Below are 21,062 nucleotides of genomic sequence, written 5' to 3'. Positions count from 1 at the left end.
TGCGGACTTTGGAATGGACGGCTGGAAGGTGCCTGGAAAACGATCATTCGACGACGGCCGGACACCGTCCGGCTGCTCGCAATTCCGGCACATCGGACTGGCGCGCGAAGGCAGCGTGCGTTTGCATCCGGCTTCAGCATCCCTCGGCGCACCAATCATCCGCCACCGAGCACAAGTTCGCCGCCCGCTTTGACGACATCATCGCAGAACGCAGCGCCGGGCCCGCGACCGGCGACGAATATCACTTACTCTGATTGGAGATCGACATGAGCACCGAGAACGCCACACGCCCGTCAACCGGCCTCGATCGCCGCCACCTTGTCCTCGGCTTGTCCGGAGTTGCCGTTGCCGCGGCTGCGCCGGCTGCCGCGGCGAAACCACAACGCGATCAAGCCAAAGCCATAAGCTATCCGGTCACATACCATCGGACCAGGACCGTCGACGGGATCAAGATCTTCTACAGGGAAGCAGGGCCGAAGGATGCACCGGTGGTGCTGCTGCTGCACGGCTTTCCGACATCGTCGCACATGTTCCGCAACCTGATTCCGGCGCTGGCCGACCGGTACCACGTGATCGCTCCCGACTATCCCGGCTACGGGCAGAGCGACATGCCGCCACGGGCGACATTCAAGTATACATTCGATCGTTTCGGCGAGCTCGTCGACGGATTGCTCGACCAGCTTGGCGTCAAGCGCTACGCCATGTACGTCATGGACTACGGCGCGCCGGTCGGCTGGCGGCTGGCGCTGAAGCATCCCGAGCGCATCAGCGGCCTCATCGTCCAGAACGGCAACGCCTACGACGAAGGCCTGAAGGAGTTCTGGAACCCGATCAAGCAATACTGGGCCGACGGGTCAGACGCGAGCCGTCAGGCGCTGATGAAGCTGCTGACGCTGGAGACGACCAAATTCCAATACACCGACGGCATGTCCGACGTGAGCCGCATCTCGCCCGACAATTGGGTCCATGACCAGGCGCTGCTGGACCGGCCCGGCAACAACGAGATCCAGCTGGACATGTTCTACGACTACCGAACCAATCTGCCGCTGTACCCGGCAGTGCAGGCCTACTTCCGCAAGCACAAGCCGCCGACGCTGATCGTGTGGGGCAAGAACGATTTCATCTTTCCGGCCGACGGCGCCCATCCTTACAAGCGCGACCTGCCCCAGGTCGAGTTTCATCTCATCAACTCCGGCCACTTCCTGCTCGAGGACAGGTTCGACGAGGTAACGCCCCTGATTCGCGATTTCCTCGCCCGAAAGATCGCCTGACATTCGCGCCCGGCCTCCGCGAAGTCGCCGCGCGCGCGGCGACTTCGCAAGTCCAACAGGGACGACGCTGCGGCCTTTGGCCCGGCTTCACAAAACTGCAATCTGCCGTCCGCATAACGCGTGCGTCCGCCAACAGGAGACGCACATGCGCGCGACTTTTCTCAGCACCGTCGCAACGATCATTCTCACCGCGAGCTCCGCGCTCGCGCAGAGCGAGGGCGAATTCCCGGCCAAGCTGGCCGGCCACGTGGTGATGCCGGCGGAGACTTTCATCGACGCCCCGGCTGACGCACCCGCAGATCTCAAGACCCCAGGCAAATACACCACCGGCAAGCGTGTCGACGCGCTCGGCACCGTCATGGGCAAGTCCTATGAACGTCCGACCGGGGTGTCGCTGCCGTTCAAAGGCCAGCCGCTGCAGGGCCATTCCGGCATCAAGACCATGCCCGACGGCAGCTTCTGGGTCATCACCGACAACGGCATGGGTGCGCGCGCCAACTCGCCGGACTCGATGCTGTACCTGAACCGCTACAAGATGGACTGGGCGAGCGGCAAGATCGAGCGGCTGGAGACCATCTTCCTGCACGATCCCGACAAGAAGGTGCCCTTCCGCATCCTGCATGAGGACACACAGAAGCGCTATCTCACCGGCTCCGATTTCGATACCGAGGGATTCCAGATCGTCGGCGATACCTTCTGGATCGGCGACGAGTTCGGCCCCTATATCCTGAAGGCCGACAAGTCGGGCAAGGTTCTCGGCGTGTTCGACACGGTCGCCGACGGCAAGCCGGTGCGCTCGCCGGACAATTGGGCGGTGGGGACGCCGGCCGCGCCGGGCGCAACCTACACCAACGTCAACCTCCGCCGCTCCAAGGGCTATGAGGGCTTTGCCGCGTCGAAGGACGGCAAGTTCCTCTACGGCCTGCTCGAAGGGCCGCTGTGGGACGCCGAGAAGAAGGATTGGGAGAAGGTGGACGGCAAGGAAGCCGCCCGCATCCTCGAATTCGACGTCGCCGCGGAAAAATTCACCGGCCGCTATTGGCAATATGTGTTCGAGCAGAACGGCAATGCCATCGGCGACTTCAACATGATCGATCAAGCCTCCGGCCTCGTCATCGAGCGCGACAACGGGGAAGGCACGGCCGACAAGGCCTGTCCGCAGGGCACCCGCGGCGAGAATTGCTTCCCGGATCTGGCCAAGTTCAAGCGCATCTACAAGGTCGAGCTGACCGACGCCAATGTCGGCAAGCCCGTGCGCAAGATCGGCTATATCGACCTCATGAAGATCAGGGACCCCGACAAGAAGGCAAGAAAGCCGCTGAATGACGGCGTCTACACCTTCCCGTTCTTCACCATCGAGAACGTCGACCGCGTCGACGACAGCCACATCATCGTAGGTAACGACAACAACCTGCCGTTCTCGTCCAGCCGCGACCCCAACAAGGCCGACGACAACGAGTTCATGCTGCTCGAGGTCGCGGATTTCCTGAAGGCGAAGTGAGCACTGCACCCTTCCGTCCTCTCCCGCCCTTCGCGGGAGAGGACGTCGTGCCAATCATCGGTCCCCGAACTTCACCCCGACCTTGATGAGCATGGTGCCATAGGTGATCTCGGCCGGTACCGGCGGAAATGGCTGGGCCTGGCGCACCATGGCCATGGCCTGAGCATCGAGCACTGCGACCCCCGACGAGCCGCCCACGCGACTGGACAAGACTTGACCACCGCGACCGAGAGTAAGGTTCAGCGTCACCACACCCTTTTGCCCGTTGGCGCTCTTCGGATACTGGTGGAACCGCATGAGATGCGCGCGGACACGCTGGTTGTATGTCGCGATCGTCGAGGCCACTGAACCGGCATTCACGGCGGACGCAAGCGGAGCTTCACGCTCCGCACGCGGCGGTGCACTGGTGCGCGGCACCGGAAGCGCATCCGACGGCTTCCGGGCCTCGGGGCGCACTACCCTGGGCTTCGCCGGAGCGGGCTTCTCCACGGGCACGACTTTCGCGGGCTCGGGCTTCGGACTTGGCTCGAGCTTCTGCTCCGGTGGAGCGACTACATCCGGCTGCTCCTGCGGCGGCGTCGGCGGGATCATTTCCTCGACAGCCTGCTGCTGCACCGGCTCGGGCGGCGACGCATCCGCCTGCTGCATCATCGGCCCGGGCGCGATGTCCAGCGGCGTCGACTGCGGTGCCGACGTCTCCGGCGTCATGTCGATCAGGATGGCCGGCATGTCGACGCCCTCGTCCGGCACCTGCTTCAGCCAGTTCATCGCAACCAGCGCGGCGCCGAGATGCAACGCCACGATCAGGGCCGCCGAGGCGCCCCAGCGCGCGCCCTCCCGCTCGTCAAGCGGCTGGTGCAGGGCAAAGGCGTTCGCGGCCATCAGCTGCGTCCGTCGAGGCCGACCAGGGCGACCTTGAGATAGCCGGCATTGCGCAAGGCGTTCATGACCTCCATCAGGTCGCCATAGGCGACGGCTTTGTCGGCGCGCAGATAGATGCGCTCGTTCTTGCGGCCCTTGGTGGCGGCATCGAGCGAGGTGCTGAGCCCGTCGCGAGCGACGATATCCTCGCCCACGGCGATCGAAAGGTCCGGCTTGACGGTGACGAAGACCGGCTTGTCGGGCCGCGGGGCCGGCTCGGCCGCCGTTGCCGGCAGATCGACGCCGATGTCGACGGTAGCGAGCGGTGCGGCCACCATGAAGATGATCAGCAGCACCAGCATCACGTCGATGAACGGCGTGACGTTGATCTCGTGGCTGACCTCGAGTTCGCTCGCGTCGCCGCGCGAGCCAAGCTTCGATGTCCCGAGCCGGGCGGCCATGGCCCTACTCCGCCGCCCGGGCCAGACGGAAATGGCCGTGGTCGCGCTGGCGGCTGACCAGCAGCATGAGCTGAGCCGAGGCGTCGCCGAGCAGGGCACGGTAATTGGCGATGCCGCGCACGAGGTGATTGTAGATCACGACCGCCGGGATCGCCGCGACGAGACCGAGTGCGGTGGCGAGCAGCGCCTCGGCGATGCCGGGCGCGACCACGGCGAGGCTCGTGGTGTGGCTCTCGGAAATGCCGATGAAAGAGTTCATGATGCCCCAGACCGTGCCGAACAGACCGACGAACGGCGCGATGGCACCGATGGTCGCCAGCACGCCGGTGCCGCGCGCGATCTGCCGTGACATCGCCGCCTCGACCCTTTCGAGCCGCAGCGCGATACGTTCCTGAAGGCCGTCGTCGAGCACGCCGCCGGAGAGCTCGGCCTCCCTGGCGCAGGACTGGATCAGCTGGGCGACGGCGTCGTTCGCGTCACCGGCACGCGCGGATGCCTCGGCGAGAGACATGTTGCCCTCGAGCGCGCGCGTCCGCTGCAGGGCAAGAGCGCTCTTGCGGCGGAGCTCGATGGTCTTGGCAAGCCATACTGTCCATGTCGCCAGCGAGGCGATAGCGAGCCCGACCATCACGATCTTCACGATGACGTCGGCGCCGACGAACATGCCCCACGGTGACAGATTGCGCGGCAACAGCGCTTGCTCGATCGCGAAGGCGGGTGCCGGCGCGATCGTCAGCGCGATCGTGAGGATCACGTGCCGAAGCCTGGAAGTGCCCTGCATCCTGATCTCCCGACAGATGGAAGTTACGCCGAAGGCTTCGCCGCGATACGGTCAGCAAGTCCCCGGAACCGCGCCAGCTGATCCGCGCGCAACGACCGGCTCTCGTCGCGGCCGACGAAGACCTTGAACATGATTCCGCCGTCGGCGTTGATGAACGCGACGAAGGCCGAGGACTTGCCCATGAAGGGCCGCTCGACAAAGGCGATGCCTGCGCAGCGCTCGTGGCGGAGATGGCCGTGCAGGCCCTTCGGCTGCATCAGGTTGAAATAGCCGCGGCCAATCTCGCCCCTGGGAACGGTCCCGGTGAACTCGAAGATCGCATCATCGGTGTGGACGATCAGGGTGACCTCGCCCCATTCCGCGATGTCCTGCATGGCGGCGGCAAAACGTTCGCCGCTCCCCATGCGAACCATGGACGGCGGCAGCGCCTCGATCACCGCGCGCGGCGTGACGCTGCGCTCGCGCGCAACGTCCTCGATCACCGCGCCGGGATTCTCCGCCATATGCGCCCTGAGATCGGCAAGATCTGTGCTTAGCATGTCCGGCCTCCTCAACCAGCCGCCTCAGGCCGCCGCGCTCGCCTTGCGCTCGGTCATGATGACCTCGAACCCTTCAAACTTGGGGTGACCGAGGTAGAGGCTTTCGCCGGTCTTGTTGTCGGCGCGCGCATGAGCACGGCGGAATTCCTTTGAGCGCGTCCAGGCCTCGAAAGCCGCCTTGTCGACCCACACGGTATGCGAGGAGTACAGCGTGTGGTCGTCGGCGACGGGTCCCTTGAGCAGATGGAATTCGACGAACCCCGCCATGCTGCCGAGATAGGACTCCCGAGTGCGCCAGACGGTCTCGAAAGCGGCTTCCGAGCCGGGCTTCACCTGAAAACGATTCATCGCAATGAACATTCGACTTTTCTCCTGTGTCTTTCGAATCGGCAATCGCCGATCGGATATTTCAGAACGGACCGAAGCCACGCTGACGCATCAGCGTGGCTTCGGAGATGGCTAGCGCATCCCGGCGGAGCTCAGGTGCCGCCAAAGTGGTATTTGAGGCCTCCCTTGATCACGAGTCCGGCACCAGCGCTCGCCCACTTCACGTCGTTCTGCGTGTCACCCGTGCTCCCCACCGGAATGGCGTACGGCCGGTAGTAGCGGTTGAAGAGGTTCTCGACAGAGAAGTTGAGGGTGAGATCGGGCGTCGGGTGATACTGCGCGTAGAGATTGACGAGATCGTACGACGTCGCCGGCGTGTAGGTCCTGGGGATGTCGTAGTTGGCGAGTGCCGACGTCCACATCATCGAGAGGATGAGGGTGCGGTCGAGCAGACGCACGCCGGCCGTCGTCGTGATCTTCTGCGGCGGAATGCTGTAGAGGCCGAACCCGGTCTGGAGATTCTTTCCGCTCTGATAGGTCCCGGAGAGACCGAAGAACCACAGATTGGCGTCATACATCGCCTCCGCCTCGAAGCCTTGAATGCGCGCGGACGCCACGTTTTGGTACTGCAGGAACGGAAGCACGGTAATCGACGGTGCGGGCGGCGGCCCGGTCGGAACCACGAGCGGGTTTCCATAAGCGACCTGATCGATGAAGTCGCTGATGTCGTTACGGAACACGTTGATCTTGCCGCGCAGCGTGTCGCCCGCCGTGAACAGATCATTCTTCTTGATGTTGAAGCCGATCTCCTTGTTCTTGCCGATCTCGGGGCGCAGGTTCGGGTTCGGTACGAAGCAGAAGGTCGAATCCGCCCCCGGTCCCGGCGTGCCCGACGGACAGCGGAAGAACGAGTCGTTGACCGTCGCGCCGGCATGTGGGCCGCTCACCAGCGTCTCCGTGATCGAGGGCGCCCGATAGCCTTCCGCGTAGCTGGCATAGGGGGTCACGACCGCGGTCGGAACGAGAGCAACGGTGATCTTCGGCGAGAGGCGATCGCCGCCTGACGACGAAGACGCCGAGGAAAGCTGATAATTGTCGTAGCGCAGCGCGCCGATCACCTCGAGCATCGAAGTGTAGCTCGCCTTCCATTGCACGAACCCGCCCGATACGGTGCGCTGACCGCCGGGCGTCGTGACCTCGGATGTACCGGTCCTGTCACGAGACGACACCTTGTCCTGGAACGCATCCAGGCCGTAAGTCACCGCGTGGCGCCAGCTTCCCGTTTCGAACCGCGTCGTGTTGTGCACATCGATACCGATCGTATCGAGCAGGTATCCGCGATTGCTCCCGATGCATCCCGAGACGGCATTGCCCGGCACGCCGCCGCAATAAACGGAGGGCGTCGTGGTGGTGTGCCTGGTCTTGATCTGATCGTTCTCGGTGCGATTCCAGTAGATCTTCGCATCCCAGTCGAACCACTGATCGTCGGGCTGGGAGTATTTCCATCCCAGCGTGGTCGTATAGTTCTTCACGTTGGAAGCGTAGACCGACGTGCCGTTCAGGTTGTTGGTACCGTTCGCATTGGTCGAATTGGGATCGCCGGCGCGCCGCGGCGGCTGGCCCACACTGAAGATGTCCTCCTGGAAGATGGCCCCGAGCTTGACTTCGTGGCCATCGGCCGGACGAACCGTCAGCTTGGCGATGCCGCTGCTCAGACGGTTGCCTGTGTTTGCGACTTCGTAGCCGGTACCGTCCTTGTAGCTCTCCTGAGTCGAATAGGTGCCGCCTGCGAATACGTCGACATTGGGGTTGACGTGAACACCGCCAAAGGCGGATCCGAGTGCGCGCCCGTAATTGCTGCCGAGGATGGTCTTCACGTCGACGCCCCAGCGCTCTCCCACGCGGACGACGTCCTCGATGTCCTTGGTGCGGAACGAGGCCACGCCGCCGATCGCGCCGGAGCCGTAGATGTTCGCGGTCGGGCCGCGCACGATGTCGATGCCGCTGATCAATTCCGGATTGAGGAAGAACGAGCCATTGGCGAAATGACCGGTGCGCTGGTAGTTCTGCCTCGCGCCGTCGACCACGACGGCAACACGGCCGAAGTCCTGGAGGCCGCGGATGTTGATCGAGGTGGCGGGATCATCGCCGCGGTTCTGAACCCAGACGCCGGGCACGTTGTAGATGAGATCGCCGACGGTACTGGCCTGGCGGGCTTCGATCTGCTCGGACGTCACGACGCTGACCGGCGCCAGTGCGTCGACGGCTCGCTCTTCCGTCTTGGTCGCCGCAACCGTGATGGTGTCGAGCACCTGAACGGGCGAGGCGCCGCCCGCCTGCGCCCGGGCATTCATCACGCTGGGCGCTGCCTGCTGCGCGACCTGCGGCGCCTGCTTGCGCTTGGCTTGTTTCGGCCGTTCCATGGACGCGTCTTCGGCCTGCGGCGACGCAGTCTGCGCGAGACCGCTCTCCGTCATCACTGCCGCAATTGAAACCACCGACGCGCCCAAAATCAGGGCGCGCGAATACCTAGCCCCGTCAGCCATATCAACCCCAGCCTGCACTTCACTTCAAAATTTTTGAATCTTCTGGCTGGCTGGCGTGCGTTCGCAACGCGAACGGCTGGCTGGCTGACTTGCTCAGGTCGAAGGGCAGGTTTCCCCCGCCCGCCACAATTGGTTACGTGGCAATATCCTGACGGTCAATGACATCAGGTTACAGTTTATATCGATTGTAAATCGCAGCCATTGGAATGCGCTCGTTGCCGCCTGTACAAACAAGCAGCACTCCCAGGTTCCGAAGGCGCATCACACTTCTATGTCAGCAACGTCCGCAAGCAATAACGGCGACGCCGCGGGGGCAGCAGAAGGCTCTTCTGCGACGACGAGAACCCTGACCATCCGTGGAAGCCAGATCGACAGCCGCGAGTTGTTCGCGGCCGCCCGCGAGATCATCATCGCGCATGGCGAAGACAGCTATCGGCTTCGGCTGACCTCGCAGAACAAGCTGATCCTGACGAAGTAATCCGCAATGGCATTTTGTCGCATCCTCGCGAATCTCCTGCTCTGCGGCGGAATCGCGCTCGCGCCGGCCGCGCACGCCGCCGGCATCACCGTGCATGACGCACGCAATCGCGAGATCGCCGTGACCGATTTCGCGCGCACGGTCTCGATCGGCGGCGCCATCACCGAGATCCTCTACGCGCTCGGGCCTCGAGAGCCGGCTTGTCGGCGTCGACACCACGAGCCTCTATCCGGCGGCGGCGCTGCGGGACAAACCCAATGTCGGCTACATGCGCCAAATCTCCGCCGAAGGCGTGCTGGGACTCAATCCGACCCTGATCCTGGCGATCCAGGGCTCGGGTCCGCGCGAGACCATGGACATCCTGGAAACAGCGAAAGTGCCGTTGGTGCTGGTGCCCGATACCTTTACCGAGGCCGGCCTGATCGAGAAGATCAAGCTGGTCGGTCACGCCATGGGCGTCGACGCGCGCGCCGCGTGCCTGAGCGCGGCGGTCAGCGCCGATTTTGCGCAGCTCCGCGCCCTGCGCGCCAAGGTGACCAAGCCGGTGCGCGTGATGTTCGTGATGTCGCTGCAGAACGGCAGAGCGCTGGTGGCGGGCCGCAAGACTGCGGCCGAGGAGATCATCCAGCTCGCTGGCGCCGCCAATGCCATCGACGATTTCGACGGCTACAAGATCATCGGCGACGAGGCGATCGCGGCAGCAAGGCCCGATGTCGCGCTGTCGATCGAACGCGGCAAGGACCAAGTCCAGGCCGAGGCGATCTATGCCCACCCCGGCTTTGCGCTGACGCCGGTCGCGGCCAACAAGAGCTTCATCGCCATGGACGGGCTCTATTTGCTCGGCTTCGGCCCCCGGACGGCGGCGGCAGCGCGCGATCTTTCCACAAGGCTCTATCCGGCACTGGCCGAACGGAGCGACGGGTTCACGTCGGCGCTGTCGGCGGCGAACTGCCGGCAATGAGCGTTGCGACCGGGACCGGAGCGGGTACACCGCAACGACGCGCCAGCGCCGGACGACGGTCCGCGCCTTTGGCGATCGTCGTCCTGATCGCGGCGCTCGCGGTCACCGCGATTGTGGCGCTGACGCTCGGCGCCGCCGGCATTCCCCTCTCCCGCCTTCCTGCCGCGCTCGGACTGTCGGGCGAAGGCACGGCCATGACCGCCCGCGACCAGCTCGTGCTGTGGTCGATCCGCGTCCCCCGGATCGCGGCGGCAGCGATGATCGGCGGCCTGCTCGCCGCGGCCGGTGCGATCATGCAAGGATTGTTTCGTAACCCGCTGGCCGATCCCGCCCTGGTCGGCGTCTCCAGTGGCGGCGCGCTCGCAGCCGCAAGCGCGATCGTCTTCACCGATTCTCGATTCGGCGAGACGCTGCGCTTCCTCCAGACCGAACTGCTTCCGCTCGCGGCATTCGCGGGATCGTTGGCCACGACCGCAATCCTCTACGGCATCTCGAGCCGTTCGGGGCGCACCTCGATCGCGATCTTCCTGCTGGCCGGCGTCGCCATCACCGCCATCGCCAATGCCGGCATCGGGCTTCTAGTCTTCGTCGCCGACGATCGCCAGCTCCGCGACATCACGTTCTGGATGCTGGGCTCGATGAGCGGCGTAACCTGGACCAAAGCCGCCGTGCTCGCACCGGTCCTCGTCGTCGGGCTCGGCGCCTGCACGTTCATCGCGCGCGGACTCGATCTCCTGGTGCTCGGCGAGACCGACGCCTTTCACGGTGGGGTCGATGTCGAGCGCCTCAAGCGGATCTCGATCGTAGTGGTCTCCGCCATGACCGGCGTCGCCGTGTCGATCAGCGGCGTCATCGGCTTCGTCGGCATCGTCGTTCCGCATCTGCTGCGCCTCGTCATCGGGCCCGCGCATCGGCTGTTGCTGCCGGCCTCGATGCTGCTCGGCGCGATCCTGATGGTCGGCGCCGACACGCTGGCGCGCACGATCGTCGCGCCGGCCGAGATGCCGATCGGCATCCTGACCGCGGCAGTCGGCGCGCCGGTCTTTCTCTTCATCCTGCTGCGGCAGCGCGGGCTCGCCTCGCTATGAGTGCCGTGATCGAGGCCCGCGCCTTGAGCAAGCGCGCCGGCCGCGCGCAGTTGCTCGATGGCGTCGGCCTGACGGTCGAGGCCGGCGAGATGGTCGCCGTGATCGGTCCGAACGGCGCCGGCAAATCGACGTTGCTGCGGCTGCTCTCCGGCGATCTCCGGCCGAGCGCAGGCGAGGTGCGACTGAAGCAGCGCAACATCGGCAGCTTCACGCCGCGCGAACTCGCCGCGCGGCGCGCGATGCTGTCCCAGCACATCAGCGTCTCGTTCCCCTTCACAGTCGAGGAGATCGTGCTGATGGGCGCGAACGATCGCAGCGGGCGAGACGCGGGCCCGCTGGTCGATGCCGCCCTCGAGGAGGTCGGCCTTGCGCATTTCCGCGAACGGCAATTGCCGACCCTGTCAGGCGGCGAGCAGCAGCGCGCCCATTTCGCCCGTGTGCTGGTGCAGCTCGCCTGCGGCGAGGCCGAGCATGGCCCGGGACTTCTGCTGCTGGACGAGCCGACCTCGAGGCCTCGATCTGCGTCACCAGATCGATCTCGTCGAGGCGGCGCGCCGCCGCGCCTGCAGCGGCACGGCGGTGATCGCGATCCTGCACGACCTCAATCTCGCCATCCGCTTCGCCGACCGGCTGATCGTGCTGGCTGGCGGCAAGCTCGTCGCAGACGGCTCGCGCGCAGAGGTCGTCACGCGCGAGACGATCCGGGATATTTTCGAGATCGACGCGGACGTGCATCAGGTTGACGGCGTGCCTTATGTGCTGCCGCAGTCGATGCGGGCGGCTGTGCCACCACGGTGAAGGTGGGCTCCCTCCCCCGCTTGCGGGGGAGGGTTGGGGAGAGGGTGTCTCCACAACGGGACAATCCCCTGGAGGTGAGAGCCCTCACCCCAGCCCTCTCCCGCAAGCGGGAGAGGGACCGCACTTCGGCGCGACCGGGGCTATCCCGCCGGCACGATCACCATGCTCTTGTCTTTCGGCCAGCGGATGCGCCAGGCAAAGTTGATGTCGCGGACTTCGCCGGGCTTAGCCTCGAACGACCATTCCAGCACGCCGCGCTTGTCGCGGATGTTGCTCGCGGTCGGCGGCGTGGTCGCCGGCAGCATCTCGACGACGATGTCCTCGCTCTCGCTGACCGGCAACTGATCCTCGATCGCGACGCGAATCGGGAAATCGTGACCGTTGCGGATGGTGGTCTTGAACGCACGCTCGTCGGTCTTGGACGTCGTGACGAGGAGGCCGGCCGAGCCCTCGTTGCGCTTGAGCACGGCGCGCTCGATCCTGACCTTGTCGTCGGCGCCGAAGCCGAGCCGGACGACGTCATCCTTGGCCGACGCCGAGATCTTGCCGCGACCGACAAAGACGCCGTCGCGATAGATCGCAACCTTGCCAGGCAGCAGGGTCGTGTCGTCGGTCTGCTTGAAGCTGGCTTCGAGGAAGGCGGTCGGGTCCAGCACGGGCGCGGCACGGACGGCGAGTTCGGCAGGGACGGTCATGGCCGCGATGCGCATGCTCTTGGCTCCCTCCTGGGCGCCGAGGCTGACGCGGCCGGGAATCTTGAACGTGGCCTGGAAGCCGCCGATCTCGGCCACCGCCTGCTGCTCGTCGGCGCGTTCGCGCGACTCGGACGCCTCCGCGATCTTGGCCATCGCGGGCGAATGTGCCTGGCGCGTCATGGGTGCGGGCCGCGCCAGGTCCGAGGCCGTGCCGAGCGCCAGCGGCTTGGGCGGCTGCGGATATTGCGCCACCAGCGAGCCGAGCTCCGGCGCACTGCCGCCACGGCCGATACGCACCGTGGAGACACCGAGCGCGACATTCGACCAGTCTTCGCCGGTCGACTGCGTGATCTCGGCGCGACGAACGAGCTCGAGCTGCGGCTTGCGATCCTTGGCGCCGGTGTCGAGCCTGGCGTCGTAGAGCGGCACCCAGCGCGCGTTGCGCACGGCGTAGGTCACCCGCAGCGTCGCCTTGGTCGCAGCGGCGGAGGCGACATCGATCCGCACCTCCAGCTTGCTCGGCGGCTTGGCCGAGCGCTCGGCCTCAAGCTGGGCGATCTGGCGGTCGATCTCGCGCTGCTTTCGCGTGGCGTCACGGATCGTCGTGTCGGAGGTTGCGATCTCCTCGGCGACCGCGGCGAAAGCCGCGCGCCATTCCGTGATCGGCCGGGCCTCGCCCTTGTCGCCGAGGCCGGCGGGCGAGGCTTCGGCAAAGCGCTGGGCAAAGCTGCGCCTTGCGCTTGCCGAGTCGATCGCACCTTGCAGGTCGGCGCGCTGATCTTTCAGCGCTTCGATGCGCTTGTCGAGCTCGGAGAGGTTGATGGGCGGCGCGGCCCGCGGCGGCCGGGCATCGATCGTGCCGATGGTAAGCTTGGCGCCCGCCTCGCCTTCGACGCGAAGCGAGGACGGATCGAGCGAGAGCGGAAAATCCCTGGCGACCAGCGTCGAATCGCCGGAGGCGAGGTCCAGCGAGATGATGCGGGTGACGGTGGCGCCATCGGGATAGACAGTCACGGCGTCGATCGCCGACTTGGCGTCCAGTTCGGCGGCCCATGACGGCACCGCGAGGGCCGTGGTCACCAGGACAAGGCTCGTCGTTGCCAGACATTTTGCGGTGATGCGCATGAAATTCCTCCCTGCCGATATCGACGCGTCGCCAGCCGGACGCGCGAAAGATGCCTTGCCAAGATGGTTGGACGCGGCAGGGAAGGAACCGGTTCGATTGGGGTTTCCGTTGGGCACCGCTGCGGCGGCACCAAGGCTGCGGAACGGCTGGCGATCCCGCGGCTCTTAAGCCTGTGTCGGCGCGCCTTGGCCGAAGATGCGTCGGAGCAGATCGGTCACGTTCTTGGCCCCAGCCTTCTTCAAGATGCCGGCGCGGTAACCTTCGACCGTCCGCGCACTCAGATGCATGCGGCGGGCGATCTCCTTGTTGGTCAGGCCAGCGGCAAGGTGCTCGAGCACGCCGGCTTCGCGCGCGGTCAGCGGCTCGCAGCCGGGCAGCCAGCCCTGTCGGCTCGTGCGGGGCTGCGCGAATTCATCGATGGCGGCATCGATCCGGCCGACGATGTCATGGGTGCGGAACGGCTTTTCGATGAAGTCCGCCGCGCCGCTCTTGATGGCGTCGACCGCCAGGGCGATGCTACCGTTCGCCGAGGTCACCAGCACCGGCGCCATGCAGTTTTCCTGGCGCAGCCGCCTGAGCATGTCGAGGCCGGAGCGATCGGGCGGCAGCTCCATCAGCACGCAGGCCGGCATCCGGGCCTTTGCCTCGGACAACAGAGACGCACTGTCAGCGAAGCAGATCACGTCATAGGCGCTCTGTTGGAGCGCGGCTGAAAGTTGTTCGCGGGAGGCCGCGTCGGTCTCGATGACGAATACCTCACCCTTGGAAAGCGTGTTTCCCGGCATATCCAGATCCAGCAATGTCTTGGTCAAATGGTCCGAGACGGACAGCAGGCCCCATCGCCACGCCGCGCCGTCATGAGCACGGCATTCACGCCAGTGCCTCGGTTTTCCTATGTATGTTCCGCCTGGTTCCCGGATTTGACGGACCGAGACAGAAACTTTACATTTCGGGACATCTGCGGGAATGGCTGGCAGGAACGGTTCGCATGACCGACCTCGTTCGCAGCGCAGGCTTGAGCTATTACCCGGAAATCGCCCGGTCGGTGGGGCTCGATCCCAAACAGATGATGCGCAAGGCCAGGCTGCCGCTGGCCTGTCTCGACAAGCCCGACACTCCCATCGCCGTCGCCGGCCTGCGCCGTCTGCTCGAATTGTCGGCAGCGGCGTCCGGCGCCGAAGATTTCGGCTTGCGCCTCGCCGAGCGCGGCGGCCTGACCAATTTCGGCGCGGTCGGCCTGATCGTGCGCGAGCAAGCGACCGTGGGTGAAGCGATCGAAGCGTTCTCGCGCTTCATCCATATCCATCATGACGGCATGCGGCTGGAGGTGACGCGCGGCAGGCAGACCGTGACCGTCGCGCTGCATCTGCGCGGCCGGCAGCCGAGCGCGCCGCGGCAGTCGATCGACATGGCGCTCGGCAGCGTCCACCGCATCATCCAGTCGCTGTTCGGCCATGACTGGCGGCCGCAGGAAGTGCATCTGCATTATCCGCCGCCGAAGGACCGCAAGCGCTATCGCGACTTCTTCGGTTGCCGCGTGACTTTCAACGCCGAGGACGATGCGATCCTGCTGTCGGCGCACGACATGGAGCGCCGGATCCCGGGCGCGCATCCCCTGGTCGCGACTTATCTGCGCAAGCGGATCGAGGCAATCGAGACCCGGCCGGCAAGTTGGGAGGGGAAGGTCGACGAGGTCGTGCGGACCCTGCTCGCTACCGGCGACTGCACCGTCGAGCGCGTCGCCGAGCATCTTGCCTGCACCCGCCGCACCATCCACCGCCATCTCGCCGCATCAGGCACCAGCTTCTCGGCCATCCTGGATGCGCAACGCGCCGATCTCGTCACTCAGCTGATCGACGACCCCGGGCGGCCGCTGGGTGACATCGCGCTGCAGCTTGGCTTCTCCGCGCAGAGTGCCATGGCGCGCTGGTTCCGCGGTCGCTTCGGCTGCACCATCACCGACTGGCGCAAGGGCGTGAGGCCACCGGCGGCCGATGCGCCGTCGGCGAGCGCGGCCTGAGTTCAGCGCGCCGGAGCCGGCACGCCCATGATGGCGAGGGCGCGCCGCCGGCTGCCGGCGAGCAGCGGGCCGAACGCGACGGCAAATCCAAGGAACGCGACGAGCCAGCCGCAGGCTGCAACGTGCAGCAACACATAGCCGTGCGCGGGAAAGATCACGGCCATGACCCGGGCCAGAGCCGCGATGACGATTGCGGCATAGATGCCTTGGATCGCCGGCGAAGCCGTCAAGGCCTGTCCGGTATGGCCGAGGCTCGCACGGGTCATCACCGCGAGCGTCATCGTCCCCGCCGCACCTGTCATCCAGGCGTGGATGCCGGCGCTCGGCGGCAGCGCTCCGAACACCGCAATGGCGTGCAGGATGAAGCCGAACGGCACGAACGCGTAACCGACATGCAGGATCACGAGCAGCCGCTCGCGCAAGGTGCGATCACCGGCCCAGCGCGCAAGCCGCACCAGATGCAGCCCGCCGGCAAACGCCATCAGCACACCGGTGACGGAATTGAGCGGCGCCACGACCCAAGAGACGAGCGCGAGCGCGCTGCATCCGATCACTGCGCCGTCAAAGCGCCCGAACGGCACCGGCAGACGGCCGGGATTGAACTTGACCAGCCAGTTGCGGGTGAAGCTCGGAATGATGCGGCCGCCGATCAACGCGATCAGCAGCATGACCCCGCCGATGCCGACGCGGATGCTGACATCGGCCGCGCCCTGATAATGCGCCTCGATATGAAAAGCGACGTTGCCGGCGAGCAGAATGGACACCAGCCCCACCACCGGCAGGTTGCGCCAGTTGCCGCCTGCGATGACTTCACGCGCCGCGGCGGCGACGACCAACGCCAGGAAGGCGGCGTCGACGGCCAACGCGAATGCCCAGCCGGTATCGGCCGACAGCGTCACCACGACCCGCCCGGCCAGCCAGACCATCACCAGCGCCCCGAGCGAGGTGCCCTGGATCGGCAGCCGGCCGGTCCAGTTCGGAATGGCCGTGAACAGGAACCCGGTGATCACCGCCGGCAGGAAGCCGTAGAGCATCTCGTGGACGTGCCAGTCGCGCGCCGCGAATGCGGAACTCACCGACAATTCGCCGTAGAACATCGGCAGCCAAGCCAGGATCGACAATCCGGCCTGGATCGCGGCCAGCAGGAAAAAAGGCCGAAAACTGTGCGCAAACAGCGGCCAGCCCTGATAATTGCGGGATCGGGCGCCAGCCATGGGGTCAACTCCAATGATTTCAGTCCGTTGTCTGGAAAAATACTGCCAGCCCACCGTTCCGTTTTGCGCTATCGCAAACTATCGGACGATTGCAGGTGCCATCACACTCCGTGACGCCAAGGAGGCAGAATGGCCAAGGTCGACACATCGCTGGTTGCGCATTTGCCGCTGTTTGCCGGGGTCACGCCAGAAGCTCTGGACGAGATCCTGCGTGAGGCCCGTTCGGCGCGATATCCCAAGAACAGCGCCATCTTCGAGCAGGGTGCGGACGCACAGTCGTTTTTCCTACTGCTGCACGGCCACGTCCGCGCGGCCAAGACCACGCCGACCGGCGAGCAGATCGTGGTGCGCTATGTCGCGCCTGGCGAAACATTCGGGCTCGCCATGGCGATCGGCGCCGCACGGTACCCGGCGACCGCGACCGCAGTCGACGACAGTGTGGTGCTGATCTGGCCGACCTCGGCCTGGCCGCGGCTGGTCGAGCGATTTCCCTCGCTTGCCGCCAACACGCTTCAGACCGTCGGCACCCGCCTCCAGGAGAGCCACACCCGCATCCTGGAAATGTCGACTCAGCAGGTCGAGCAGCGCGTCGCGCATGCGCTGCTGCGCCTCGCCAAGCAGTCCGGCAAGAAGCTCGACCGCGGCATTGAGATCGACTTCCCGATCAGCCGTCAGGACATCGCGCAGATGACCGGCACCACCCTGCACACCGTCAGCCGTATCCTTAGCGGCTGGGAAAGCCAGGGCCTCGTCGAAAGCGGCCGTCAGCGCATCATCCTGCGCGATCCGCACGGGATCGTCGTGCTGGCGGAGCGGAGCGCAGACAGCGGGGCAGCGTGACGGCCGCACCAAGGCGTCTGCGGCCAAGACGAAGATAGGAGTGAGGGCGCCTGCGCTTGCGGCGCAAGCCGCCCCTCACCCGAGAATCCGCGCGCGCCCGCACGAATTCCAGACCGTTTTACGCCGGCACGCAATCGACCAGTGCGGCAAGGAATTTTTTCGCGGTCGATGCCATGCTCGCGGCAGGCATCATCCACCGTGTGGAAGGTTGCGATCGGGCAACCGACACAAGCCAATTTGAAGGCTAGAAACACGCGGATGGTGTGCGGCGCCGTACGCATGATGTCATCGACCAGATCGTCGGATCCAAAGGACATGGACAACTCCGTTCGGAGACGACGATAACGGAGGGGCGCGGAGTTTCTTTGTGGAAGCGCAAGCAGTTGCCGATTCCTCAACTCGTCATTCCGGGGCGCGCCGCCCCGAATGACGAATTACACCGCCCGGCTGTGCAGCTGCTTTGCCGGGTTGAGATGCGCGTCGAACGCGGCGGCGACGCTGCGGACCAGGAAGCGCGAGTCTTTTGCGACCGCGAGGCGATTGCCCTCCAGCCTCACGACGCCGTCGGAGATCAGCGGGCTCAGACGCGCCGCGGAACGCAGCATCGCCGAGGCCTCAGCGCCATGGCGCGCGCAGATGTCGCCGAGATCGGCGCTGAACTCGCACATGATGCGCTCGATGATGTCGGCGCGCAGCCGGTCGTCTTCGGTGAGCCGATAGCCCTTCGCGGTCGCGGGACGGCCGGCCGCGATGCTCTGCGCATAGGCGCCGATCTGCACCTCGTTCTGGACGTAACCCTGCGGCAAATGACCGATCGCGCTGGCGCCAAAGCCCAGCAGGACTTCACCCTTGTCGGTGGTGTAGCCCTGAAAATTGCGCCGCAGCGTCCCTTCCTCGAAGGCCACCGCCATGGCGTCACCGGGCCGGGCGAAATGATCGAGCCCGATCTGCACGTAACCGGCCTCCTTCAGCGCATTGGCGATCGCGCAAGCCTGGTCGTGGCGTGCGAGGCCGTCAGGCAGCACGGCTTCGTTGATCATGCGCTGGTGCTTCTTGAACTGGGGCACATGGGCGTAGCCGAACACGGAGAGACGGTCGGGCGCGAGGGTGAGGCTGCGCCGAACCGTGTCCAGGCACGATGCGACGGTCTGATGCGGCAAGCCGTAGATCAGGTCGAAATTGATTCCCGCGATGCCGGCGCGCCTGAGCATGTCGACCACGGACGCCGTCTGCTCGAAGCCCTGCACGCGATTGATCGCCCGCTGCACCACGGGATCGAAGCTCTGCACGCCGAGGCTCGCGCGGTTGACGCCGGAGAGCCGCATCGCCTCGACCATGTCGGCGGTCAAGGTGCGGGGATCGATCTCGACCGCGATCTCGGCCGAGGGCAGCACAAAGAACTTCTGGCGCATCGTCGCCATCAGCTCGACGAAAGCTTCCGGCGCCATGATCGTCGGCGTGCCGCCGCCGAAATGGATGTGCTCCACCTTGATGCGACGGCCGATGGTTTCGGCGATCTGCGCGATCTCGTTGCGCAGGGTCCGCTGATAGCCGGCGATGAGCTCGTCCCGGCGGGCGATCTGGGTGTGGCAGCCGCAATACCAGCACATCTCCCGGCAGAACGGCACGTGGAGATAGAGCGACGCGCTGGCACCCGCCGGCAGCTCCGCCAGCCACCGGGCATAGGTGTCCGGGCCGATCGCCGTCGAGAAATGGGGTGCGGTCGGGTAGCTCGTGTAGCGCGGCAATCGCTCCTCGCCATAGCTTGCCGCAAGATCAGCTCTCATGTCTTACCCATTCGTAAATCTAGGCCGTGTGCAGACATCACGGCAAATCACGGAACGACTTCAACTAACCCGGATGCGCCGAGGTGACTTTGCGCTCGCGCAAAGCCCGGCGGCCGGTTCCCGGCAATGATGAGAACATTCGTGCGGCCATCCGGAGCGTTTGCCATGAGGCTTCTCGCACTCGAACTGATCCTTTCCCTGCTCGACGTCCGCGGCCATATCCCGCGTTTCGACGACTTCCGGCCGACCCCGGTCGCACCGGCTCCGGCCGGCGCCGCGCGCGCTCTGGCCGCCATCATCGCTGTCCTCGCCGTGCTGTCGCTGGCGATCTGGGCAACGGTCTGGCTTGTCACGCATCTGTTCTAGTCGCGCCTTCTCCAAGGCCTCTTCTCCAAGGCCTCTCTTCACGCATCTTCATGCTGAAGGCCATGGCCGTCGTCCGGCCGCTTATCGCTCGGCTTCGACATCCGCATCACGCCATCGGATGCGGTTAACGTGCCGCGCCGATCGTGCTCCGTTGAGACACCTAGGTGCTGTTGCGGAGGCGAATCCGGCAGAAACTTGTTGCAGCGCAAACACCATCGCCGAGATCGGAGCACACTGCATTCCGTCATCAAAACCCTTTCAGATGAAGGATGCTTCCGATGTTCACCCGCAGAGCCGCATTGATCAGCGCCGCCGCGACCGCCTTGATGCTGGCGGCCCCAGCTTTCGCCGCCAGCGATCTCAAGCTGCCGCGTCAGAAGGTAGAGCTGGTTGCTCCGCCCTTCGTGCACGCGCACGAGCAGGCCACGACGCAGGCCCCCAAGATCGTCGAGTTCACGATGACCGTCGAGGAGAAGAAGGTCGTCATCGACGACAAGGGCACCACCTTCCAGGCCATGACGTTCAACGGCTCGATGCCGGGACCGCTCATGGTCGTGCACGAGGGCGACTACGTCGAGCTGACGCTGGTCAATCCCGCGACCAACACCATGCCGCACAACATCGACTTTCATTCCGCGACCGGCGCGCTCGGTGGCGGCGAGCTCACGCTCGTCAATCCCGGCGAGCAGGTCGTGCTGCGCTGGAAGGCGACCAAGACCGGCGTGTTCGTCTATCACTGCGCACCGGGAGGCCCGATGATCCCCTGGCACGTCGTCTCCGGCATGAACGGCGCCGTGATGGTGCTGCCGCGCGACGGACTGAACGACGGCAAGGGCCATGCCCTGAAATACGACAAGGTCTACTATATCGGCGAGCAGGACATGTACGTGCCGCGCGACGCGAAGGGCAATTTCAAGTCCTACGAATCGCCCGGCGAAGCCTTTACCGAGACGGAAGAGGTGATGAACAAGCTGATCCCCACCCATGTCGTCTTCAACGGCAAGGTCGGCGCGCTCACCGGCAAGAACGCGCTCACCGCCAAGGTCGGGGAGAACGTGCTGATCGTGCATTCGCAGGCCAATCGCGACAGCCGTCCGCATCTGATCGGCGGGCATGGCGATTATGTCTGGGAGACCGGCAAGTTCGGCAACGCACCGGAGGTCGGGCTCGAGACCTGGTTCATCCGCGGTGGGTCGGCGGGAGCTGCGCTGTACAAATTCCAGCAGCCCGGCATCTACGCCTATGTCACGCATAATCTGATCGAAGCGGCCAATCTCGGCGCCACCGCGCACTTCAAGGTCGAAGGCAAGTGGAACGACGATCTGATGACCCAGGTGAAGGCACCTGCCGAAATACCGGCGCCCAAGACCCATTAGACGCGACAAGGGGCCGGTCATCACCG

General features: G+C 65.3%; 18 protein-coding genes and 3 pseudogenes. 10 read left to right on the top strand and 11 right to left on the bottom strand.

Annotated features, from left to right (window positions below):
* The first annotated feature begins 266 nt into the window (after nt 1-266).
* A complete protein-coding gene (locus ACETMP_RS29140) occupies nt 267-1,271 on the top strand; it encodes an alpha/beta fold hydrolase (RefSeq protein WP_375158821.1) in 1,005 nt (334 codons plus the stop codon).
* Between the two features lie 145 nt (nt 1,272-1,416).
* A complete protein-coding gene (locus tag ACETMP_RS29135; RefSeq protein ID WP_375158820.1) occupies nt 1,417-2,772 on the top strand; it encodes an esterase-like activity of phytase family protein in 1,356 nt (451 codons plus the stop codon).
* Between the two features lie 54 nt (nt 2,773-2,826).
* On the opposite strand, the gene ACETMP_RS29130 is transcribed toward ACETMP_RS29135, so the two are convergent.
* The 6 genes from ACETMP_RS29130 to ACETMP_RS29105 form a co-directional block, all read right to left on the bottom strand.
* Complete coding sequence (locus ACETMP_RS29130) at nt 2,827-3,654, bottom strand: TonB family protein (protein WP_375158819.1); 828 nt, start codon at nt 3,652-3,654, stop codon at nt 2,827-2,829.
* Nucleotides 3,654-4,094: a TonB system transport protein ExbD gene (gene exbD, locus ACETMP_RS29125; protein ID WP_375158818.1), complete on the bottom strand. Its 441-nt coding sequence runs from the start codon at nt 4,092-4,094 to the stop codon at nt 3,654-3,656. The genes ACETMP_RS29130 and exbD overlap by 1 nt, the downstream gene beginning before the upstream one ends.
* Before the next feature lie 4 nt (nt 4,095-4,098).
* Nucleotides 4,099-4,875 carry a tonB-system energizer ExbB gene (gene exbB / locus ACETMP_RS29120; RefSeq protein ID WP_375158817.1) on the bottom strand — a complete coding sequence of 259 codons (777 nt, stop codon included), beginning with the start codon at nt 4,873-4,875 and terminating at the stop codon, nt 4,099-4,101.
* A gap of 23 nt (nt 4,876-4,898) precedes the next feature.
* A complete protein-coding gene (gene hutX / locus ACETMP_RS29115; RefSeq protein ID WP_375158816.1) occupies nt 4,899-5,414 on the bottom strand; it encodes a heme utilization cystosolic carrier protein HutX in 516 nt (171 codons plus the stop codon).
* 24 nt (nt 5,415-5,438) lie between these two features.
* Nucleotides 5,439-5,774 carry an antibiotic biosynthesis monooxygenase family protein gene (locus ACETMP_RS29110; RefSeq protein WP_375158815.1) on the bottom strand — a complete coding sequence of 112 codons (336 nt, stop codon included), beginning with the start codon at nt 5,772-5,774 and terminating at the stop codon, nt 5,439-5,441.
* A gap of 119 nt (nt 5,775-5,893) precedes the next feature.
* A complete protein-coding gene (locus ACETMP_RS29105; protein ID WP_375162019.1) occupies nt 5,894-8,287 on the bottom strand; it encodes a TonB-dependent hemoglobin/transferrin/lactoferrin family receptor in 2,394 nt (797 codons plus the stop codon).
* A gap of 271 nt (nt 8,288-8,558) precedes the next feature.
* Between ACETMP_RS29105 and ACETMP_RS29100 the strand changes: the two genes are divergently transcribed.
* The 4 genes and pseudogenes from ACETMP_RS29100 to ACETMP_RS29085 all read left to right on the top strand — a co-directional run bounded on the left by ACETMP_RS29100 (nt 8,559) and on the right by ACETMP_RS29085 (nt 11,612).
* Nucleotides 8,559-8,765, top strand: a complete 207-nt coding sequence (locus ACETMP_RS29100) for a hemin uptake protein HemP (protein ID WP_375158814.1) — start codon at nt 8,559-8,561, stop codon at nt 8,763-8,765.
* A 6-nt stretch (nt 8,766-8,771) separates the two neighbouring features.
* Nucleotides 8,772-9,726 (top strand): annotated as a pseudogene (locus tag ACETMP_RS29095) (hemin ABC transporter substrate-binding protein).
* Nucleotides 9,723-10,814, top strand: coding sequence for a FecCD family ABC transporter permease (locus tag ACETMP_RS29090; protein ID WP_375158813.1), 1,092 nt, complete (start codon nt 9,723-9,725; stop codon nt 10,812-10,814). Before ACETMP_RS29095 ends, ACETMP_RS29090 begins: the two are co-directional and overlap by 4 nt.
* Nucleotides 10,811-11,612, top strand: a pseudogene (locus ACETMP_RS29085) (heme ABC transporter ATP-binding protein). The gene ACETMP_RS29090 and the pseudogene ACETMP_RS29085 overlap by 4 nt, the downstream one beginning before the upstream one ends.
* 140 nt (nt 11,613-11,752) lie before the next feature.
* Here ACETMP_RS29085 and ACETMP_RS29080 read toward each other — a convergent pair.
* Nucleotides 11,753-13,432 carry a mucoidy inhibitor MuiA family protein gene (locus ACETMP_RS29080; protein WP_375158812.1) on the bottom strand — a complete coding sequence of 560 codons (1,680 nt, stop codon included), beginning with the start codon at nt 13,430-13,432 and terminating at the stop codon, nt 11,753-11,755.
* A 165-nt stretch (nt 13,433-13,597) separates the two neighbouring features.
* Nucleotides 13,598-14,218, bottom strand: a complete 621-nt coding sequence (locus ACETMP_RS29075; protein WP_375158811.1) for a response regulator transcription factor — start codon at nt 14,216-14,218, stop codon at nt 13,598-13,600.
* A gap of 203 nt (nt 14,219-14,421) precedes the next feature.
* On the opposite strand from ACETMP_RS29075, the gene ACETMP_RS29070 reads away from it, so the two are divergent.
* Complete coding sequence (locus ACETMP_RS29070) at nt 14,422-15,453, top strand: AraC family transcriptional regulator (protein ID WP_375158810.1); 1,032 nt, start codon at nt 14,422-14,424, stop codon at nt 15,451-15,453.
* 2 nt (nt 15,454-15,455) lie between these two features.
* Here the strand turns inward: ACETMP_RS29070 and ACETMP_RS29065 are convergent, their stop codons facing one another.
* Entirely contained in the window at nt 15,456-16,667 is a 1,212-nt protein-coding gene (locus ACETMP_RS29065; RefSeq protein ID WP_375158809.1) for an NnrS family protein, read from the bottom strand.
* 129 nt (nt 16,668-16,796) lie between these two features.
* Between ACETMP_RS29065 and ACETMP_RS29060 the strand changes: the two genes are divergently transcribed.
* Entirely contained in the window at nt 16,797-17,507 is a 711-nt protein-coding gene (locus tag ACETMP_RS29060; protein WP_375158808.1) for a Crp/Fnr family transcriptional regulator, read from the top strand.
* Nucleotides 17,508-17,625: 118 nt separating this feature from the next.
* Here the strand turns inward: ACETMP_RS29060 and ACETMP_RS29055 are convergent.
* Both ACETMP_RS29055 and hemN read right to left on the bottom strand, forming a co-directional pair.
* Nucleotides 17,626-17,824: pseudogene (locus ACETMP_RS29055) on the bottom strand (DUF1858 domain-containing protein).
* A 117-nt stretch (nt 17,825-17,941) separates the two neighbouring features.
* Nucleotides 17,942-19,294, bottom strand: a complete 1,353-nt coding sequence (hemN, locus tag ACETMP_RS29050) for an oxygen-independent coproporphyrinogen III oxidase (RefSeq protein WP_375158807.1) — start codon at nt 19,292-19,294, stop codon at nt 17,942-17,944.
* A gap of 165 nt (nt 19,295-19,459) precedes the next feature.
* On the opposite strand from hemN, the gene ACETMP_RS29045 reads away from it, so the two are divergent.
* Together ACETMP_RS29045 and nirK are read left to right on the top strand one after the other, a co-directional pair.
* Nucleotides 19,460-19,660 (top strand): hypothetical protein, encoded by a 201-nt coding sequence (locus tag ACETMP_RS29045; RefSeq protein ID WP_375158806.1) that lies wholly within the window; start codon nt 19,460-19,462, stop codon nt 19,658-19,660.
* Between the two features lie 278 nt (nt 19,661-19,938).
* Entirely contained in the window at nt 19,939-21,036 is a 1,098-nt protein-coding gene (gene nirK / locus ACETMP_RS29040) for a copper-containing nitrite reductase (protein WP_375158805.1), read from the top strand.
* The last annotated feature ends 26 nt before the right edge of the window (nt 21,037-21,062 follow it).

The sequence above is a fragment of the Bradyrhizobium dasycarpum genome (assembly GCF_042019905.1).
Classification (GTDB): domain Bacteria; phylum Pseudomonadota; class Alphaproteobacteria; order Rhizobiales; family Xanthobacteraceae; genus Bradyrhizobium; species Bradyrhizobium japonicum_B.
Note: the sequence above shows the minus strand (reverse complement) of the source record. Positions and strands in the feature narration are given on the sequence as shown.

What these genes read in the sequence shown, in the direction of transcription:
- ACETMP_RS29140 (WP_375158821.1), top strand. Translation starts at nt 267, where the DNA reads ATGAGCACCGAGAACGCCACACGCCCGTCAACCGGCCTCGATCGCCGC.
- ACETMP_RS29135 (WP_375158820.1), top strand. Translation starts at nt 1,417, where the DNA reads ATGCGCGCGACTTTTCTCAGCACCGTCGCAACGATCATTCTCACCGCG.
- ACETMP_RS29130 (WP_375158819.1), bottom strand. Translation starts at nt 3,654, where the DNA reads ATGGCCGCGAACGCCTTTGCCCTGCACCAGCCGCTTGACGAGCGGGAG.
- exbD (WP_375158818.1), bottom strand. Translation starts at nt 4,094, where the DNA reads ATGGCCGCCCGGCTCGGGACATCGAAGCTTGGCTCGCGCGGCGACGCG.
- exbB (WP_375158817.1), bottom strand. Translation starts at nt 4,875, where the DNA reads ATGCAGGGCACTTCCAGGCTTCGGCACGTGATCCTCACGATCGCGCTG.
- hutX (WP_375158816.1), bottom strand. Translation starts at nt 5,414, where the DNA reads ATGCTAAGCACAGATCTTGCCGATCTCAGGGCGCATATGGCGGAGAAT.
- ACETMP_RS29110 (WP_375158815.1), bottom strand. Translation starts at nt 5,774, where the DNA reads ATGTTCATTGCGATGAATCGTTTTCAGGTGAAGCCCGGCTCGGAAGCC.
- ACETMP_RS29105 (WP_375162019.1), bottom strand. Translation starts at nt 8,287, where the DNA reads ATGGCTGACGGGGCTAGGTATTCGCGCGCCCTGATTTTGGGCGCGTCG.
- ACETMP_RS29100 (WP_375158814.1), top strand. Translation starts at nt 8,559, where the DNA reads ATGTCAGCAACGTCCGCAAGCAATAACGGCGACGCCGCGGGGGCAGCA.
- ACETMP_RS29090 (WP_375158813.1), top strand. Translation starts at nt 9,723, where the DNA reads ATGAGCGTTGCGACCGGGACCGGAGCGGGTACACCGCAACGACGCGCC.
- ACETMP_RS29080 (WP_375158812.1), bottom strand. Translation starts at nt 13,432, where the DNA reads ATGCGCATCACCGCAAAATGTCTGGCAACGACGAGCCTTGTCCTGGTG.
- ACETMP_RS29075 (WP_375158811.1), bottom strand. Translation starts at nt 14,218, where the DNA reads ATGCCGGGAAACACGCTTTCCAAGGGTGAGGTATTCGTCATCGAGACC.
- ACETMP_RS29070 (WP_375158810.1), top strand. Translation starts at nt 14,422, where the DNA reads ATGACCGACCTCGTTCGCAGCGCAGGCTTGAGCTATTACCCGGAAATC.
- ACETMP_RS29065 (WP_375158809.1), bottom strand. Translation starts at nt 16,667, where the DNA reads ATGGCTGGCGCCCGATCCCGCAATTATCAGGGCTGGCCGCTGTTTGCG.
- ACETMP_RS29060 (WP_375158808.1), top strand. Translation starts at nt 16,797, where the DNA reads ATGGCCAAGGTCGACACATCGCTGGTTGCGCATTTGCCGCTGTTTGCC.
- hemN (WP_375158807.1), bottom strand. Translation starts at nt 19,294, where the DNA reads ATGAGAGCTGATCTTGCGGCAAGCTATGGCGAGGAGCGATTGCCGCGC.
- ACETMP_RS29045 (WP_375158806.1), top strand. Translation starts at nt 19,460, where the DNA reads ATGAGGCTTCTCGCACTCGAACTGATCCTTTCCCTGCTCGACGTCCGC.
- nirK (WP_375158805.1), top strand. Translation starts at nt 19,939, where the DNA reads ATGTTCACCCGCAGAGCCGCATTGATCAGCGCCGCCGCGACCGCCTTG.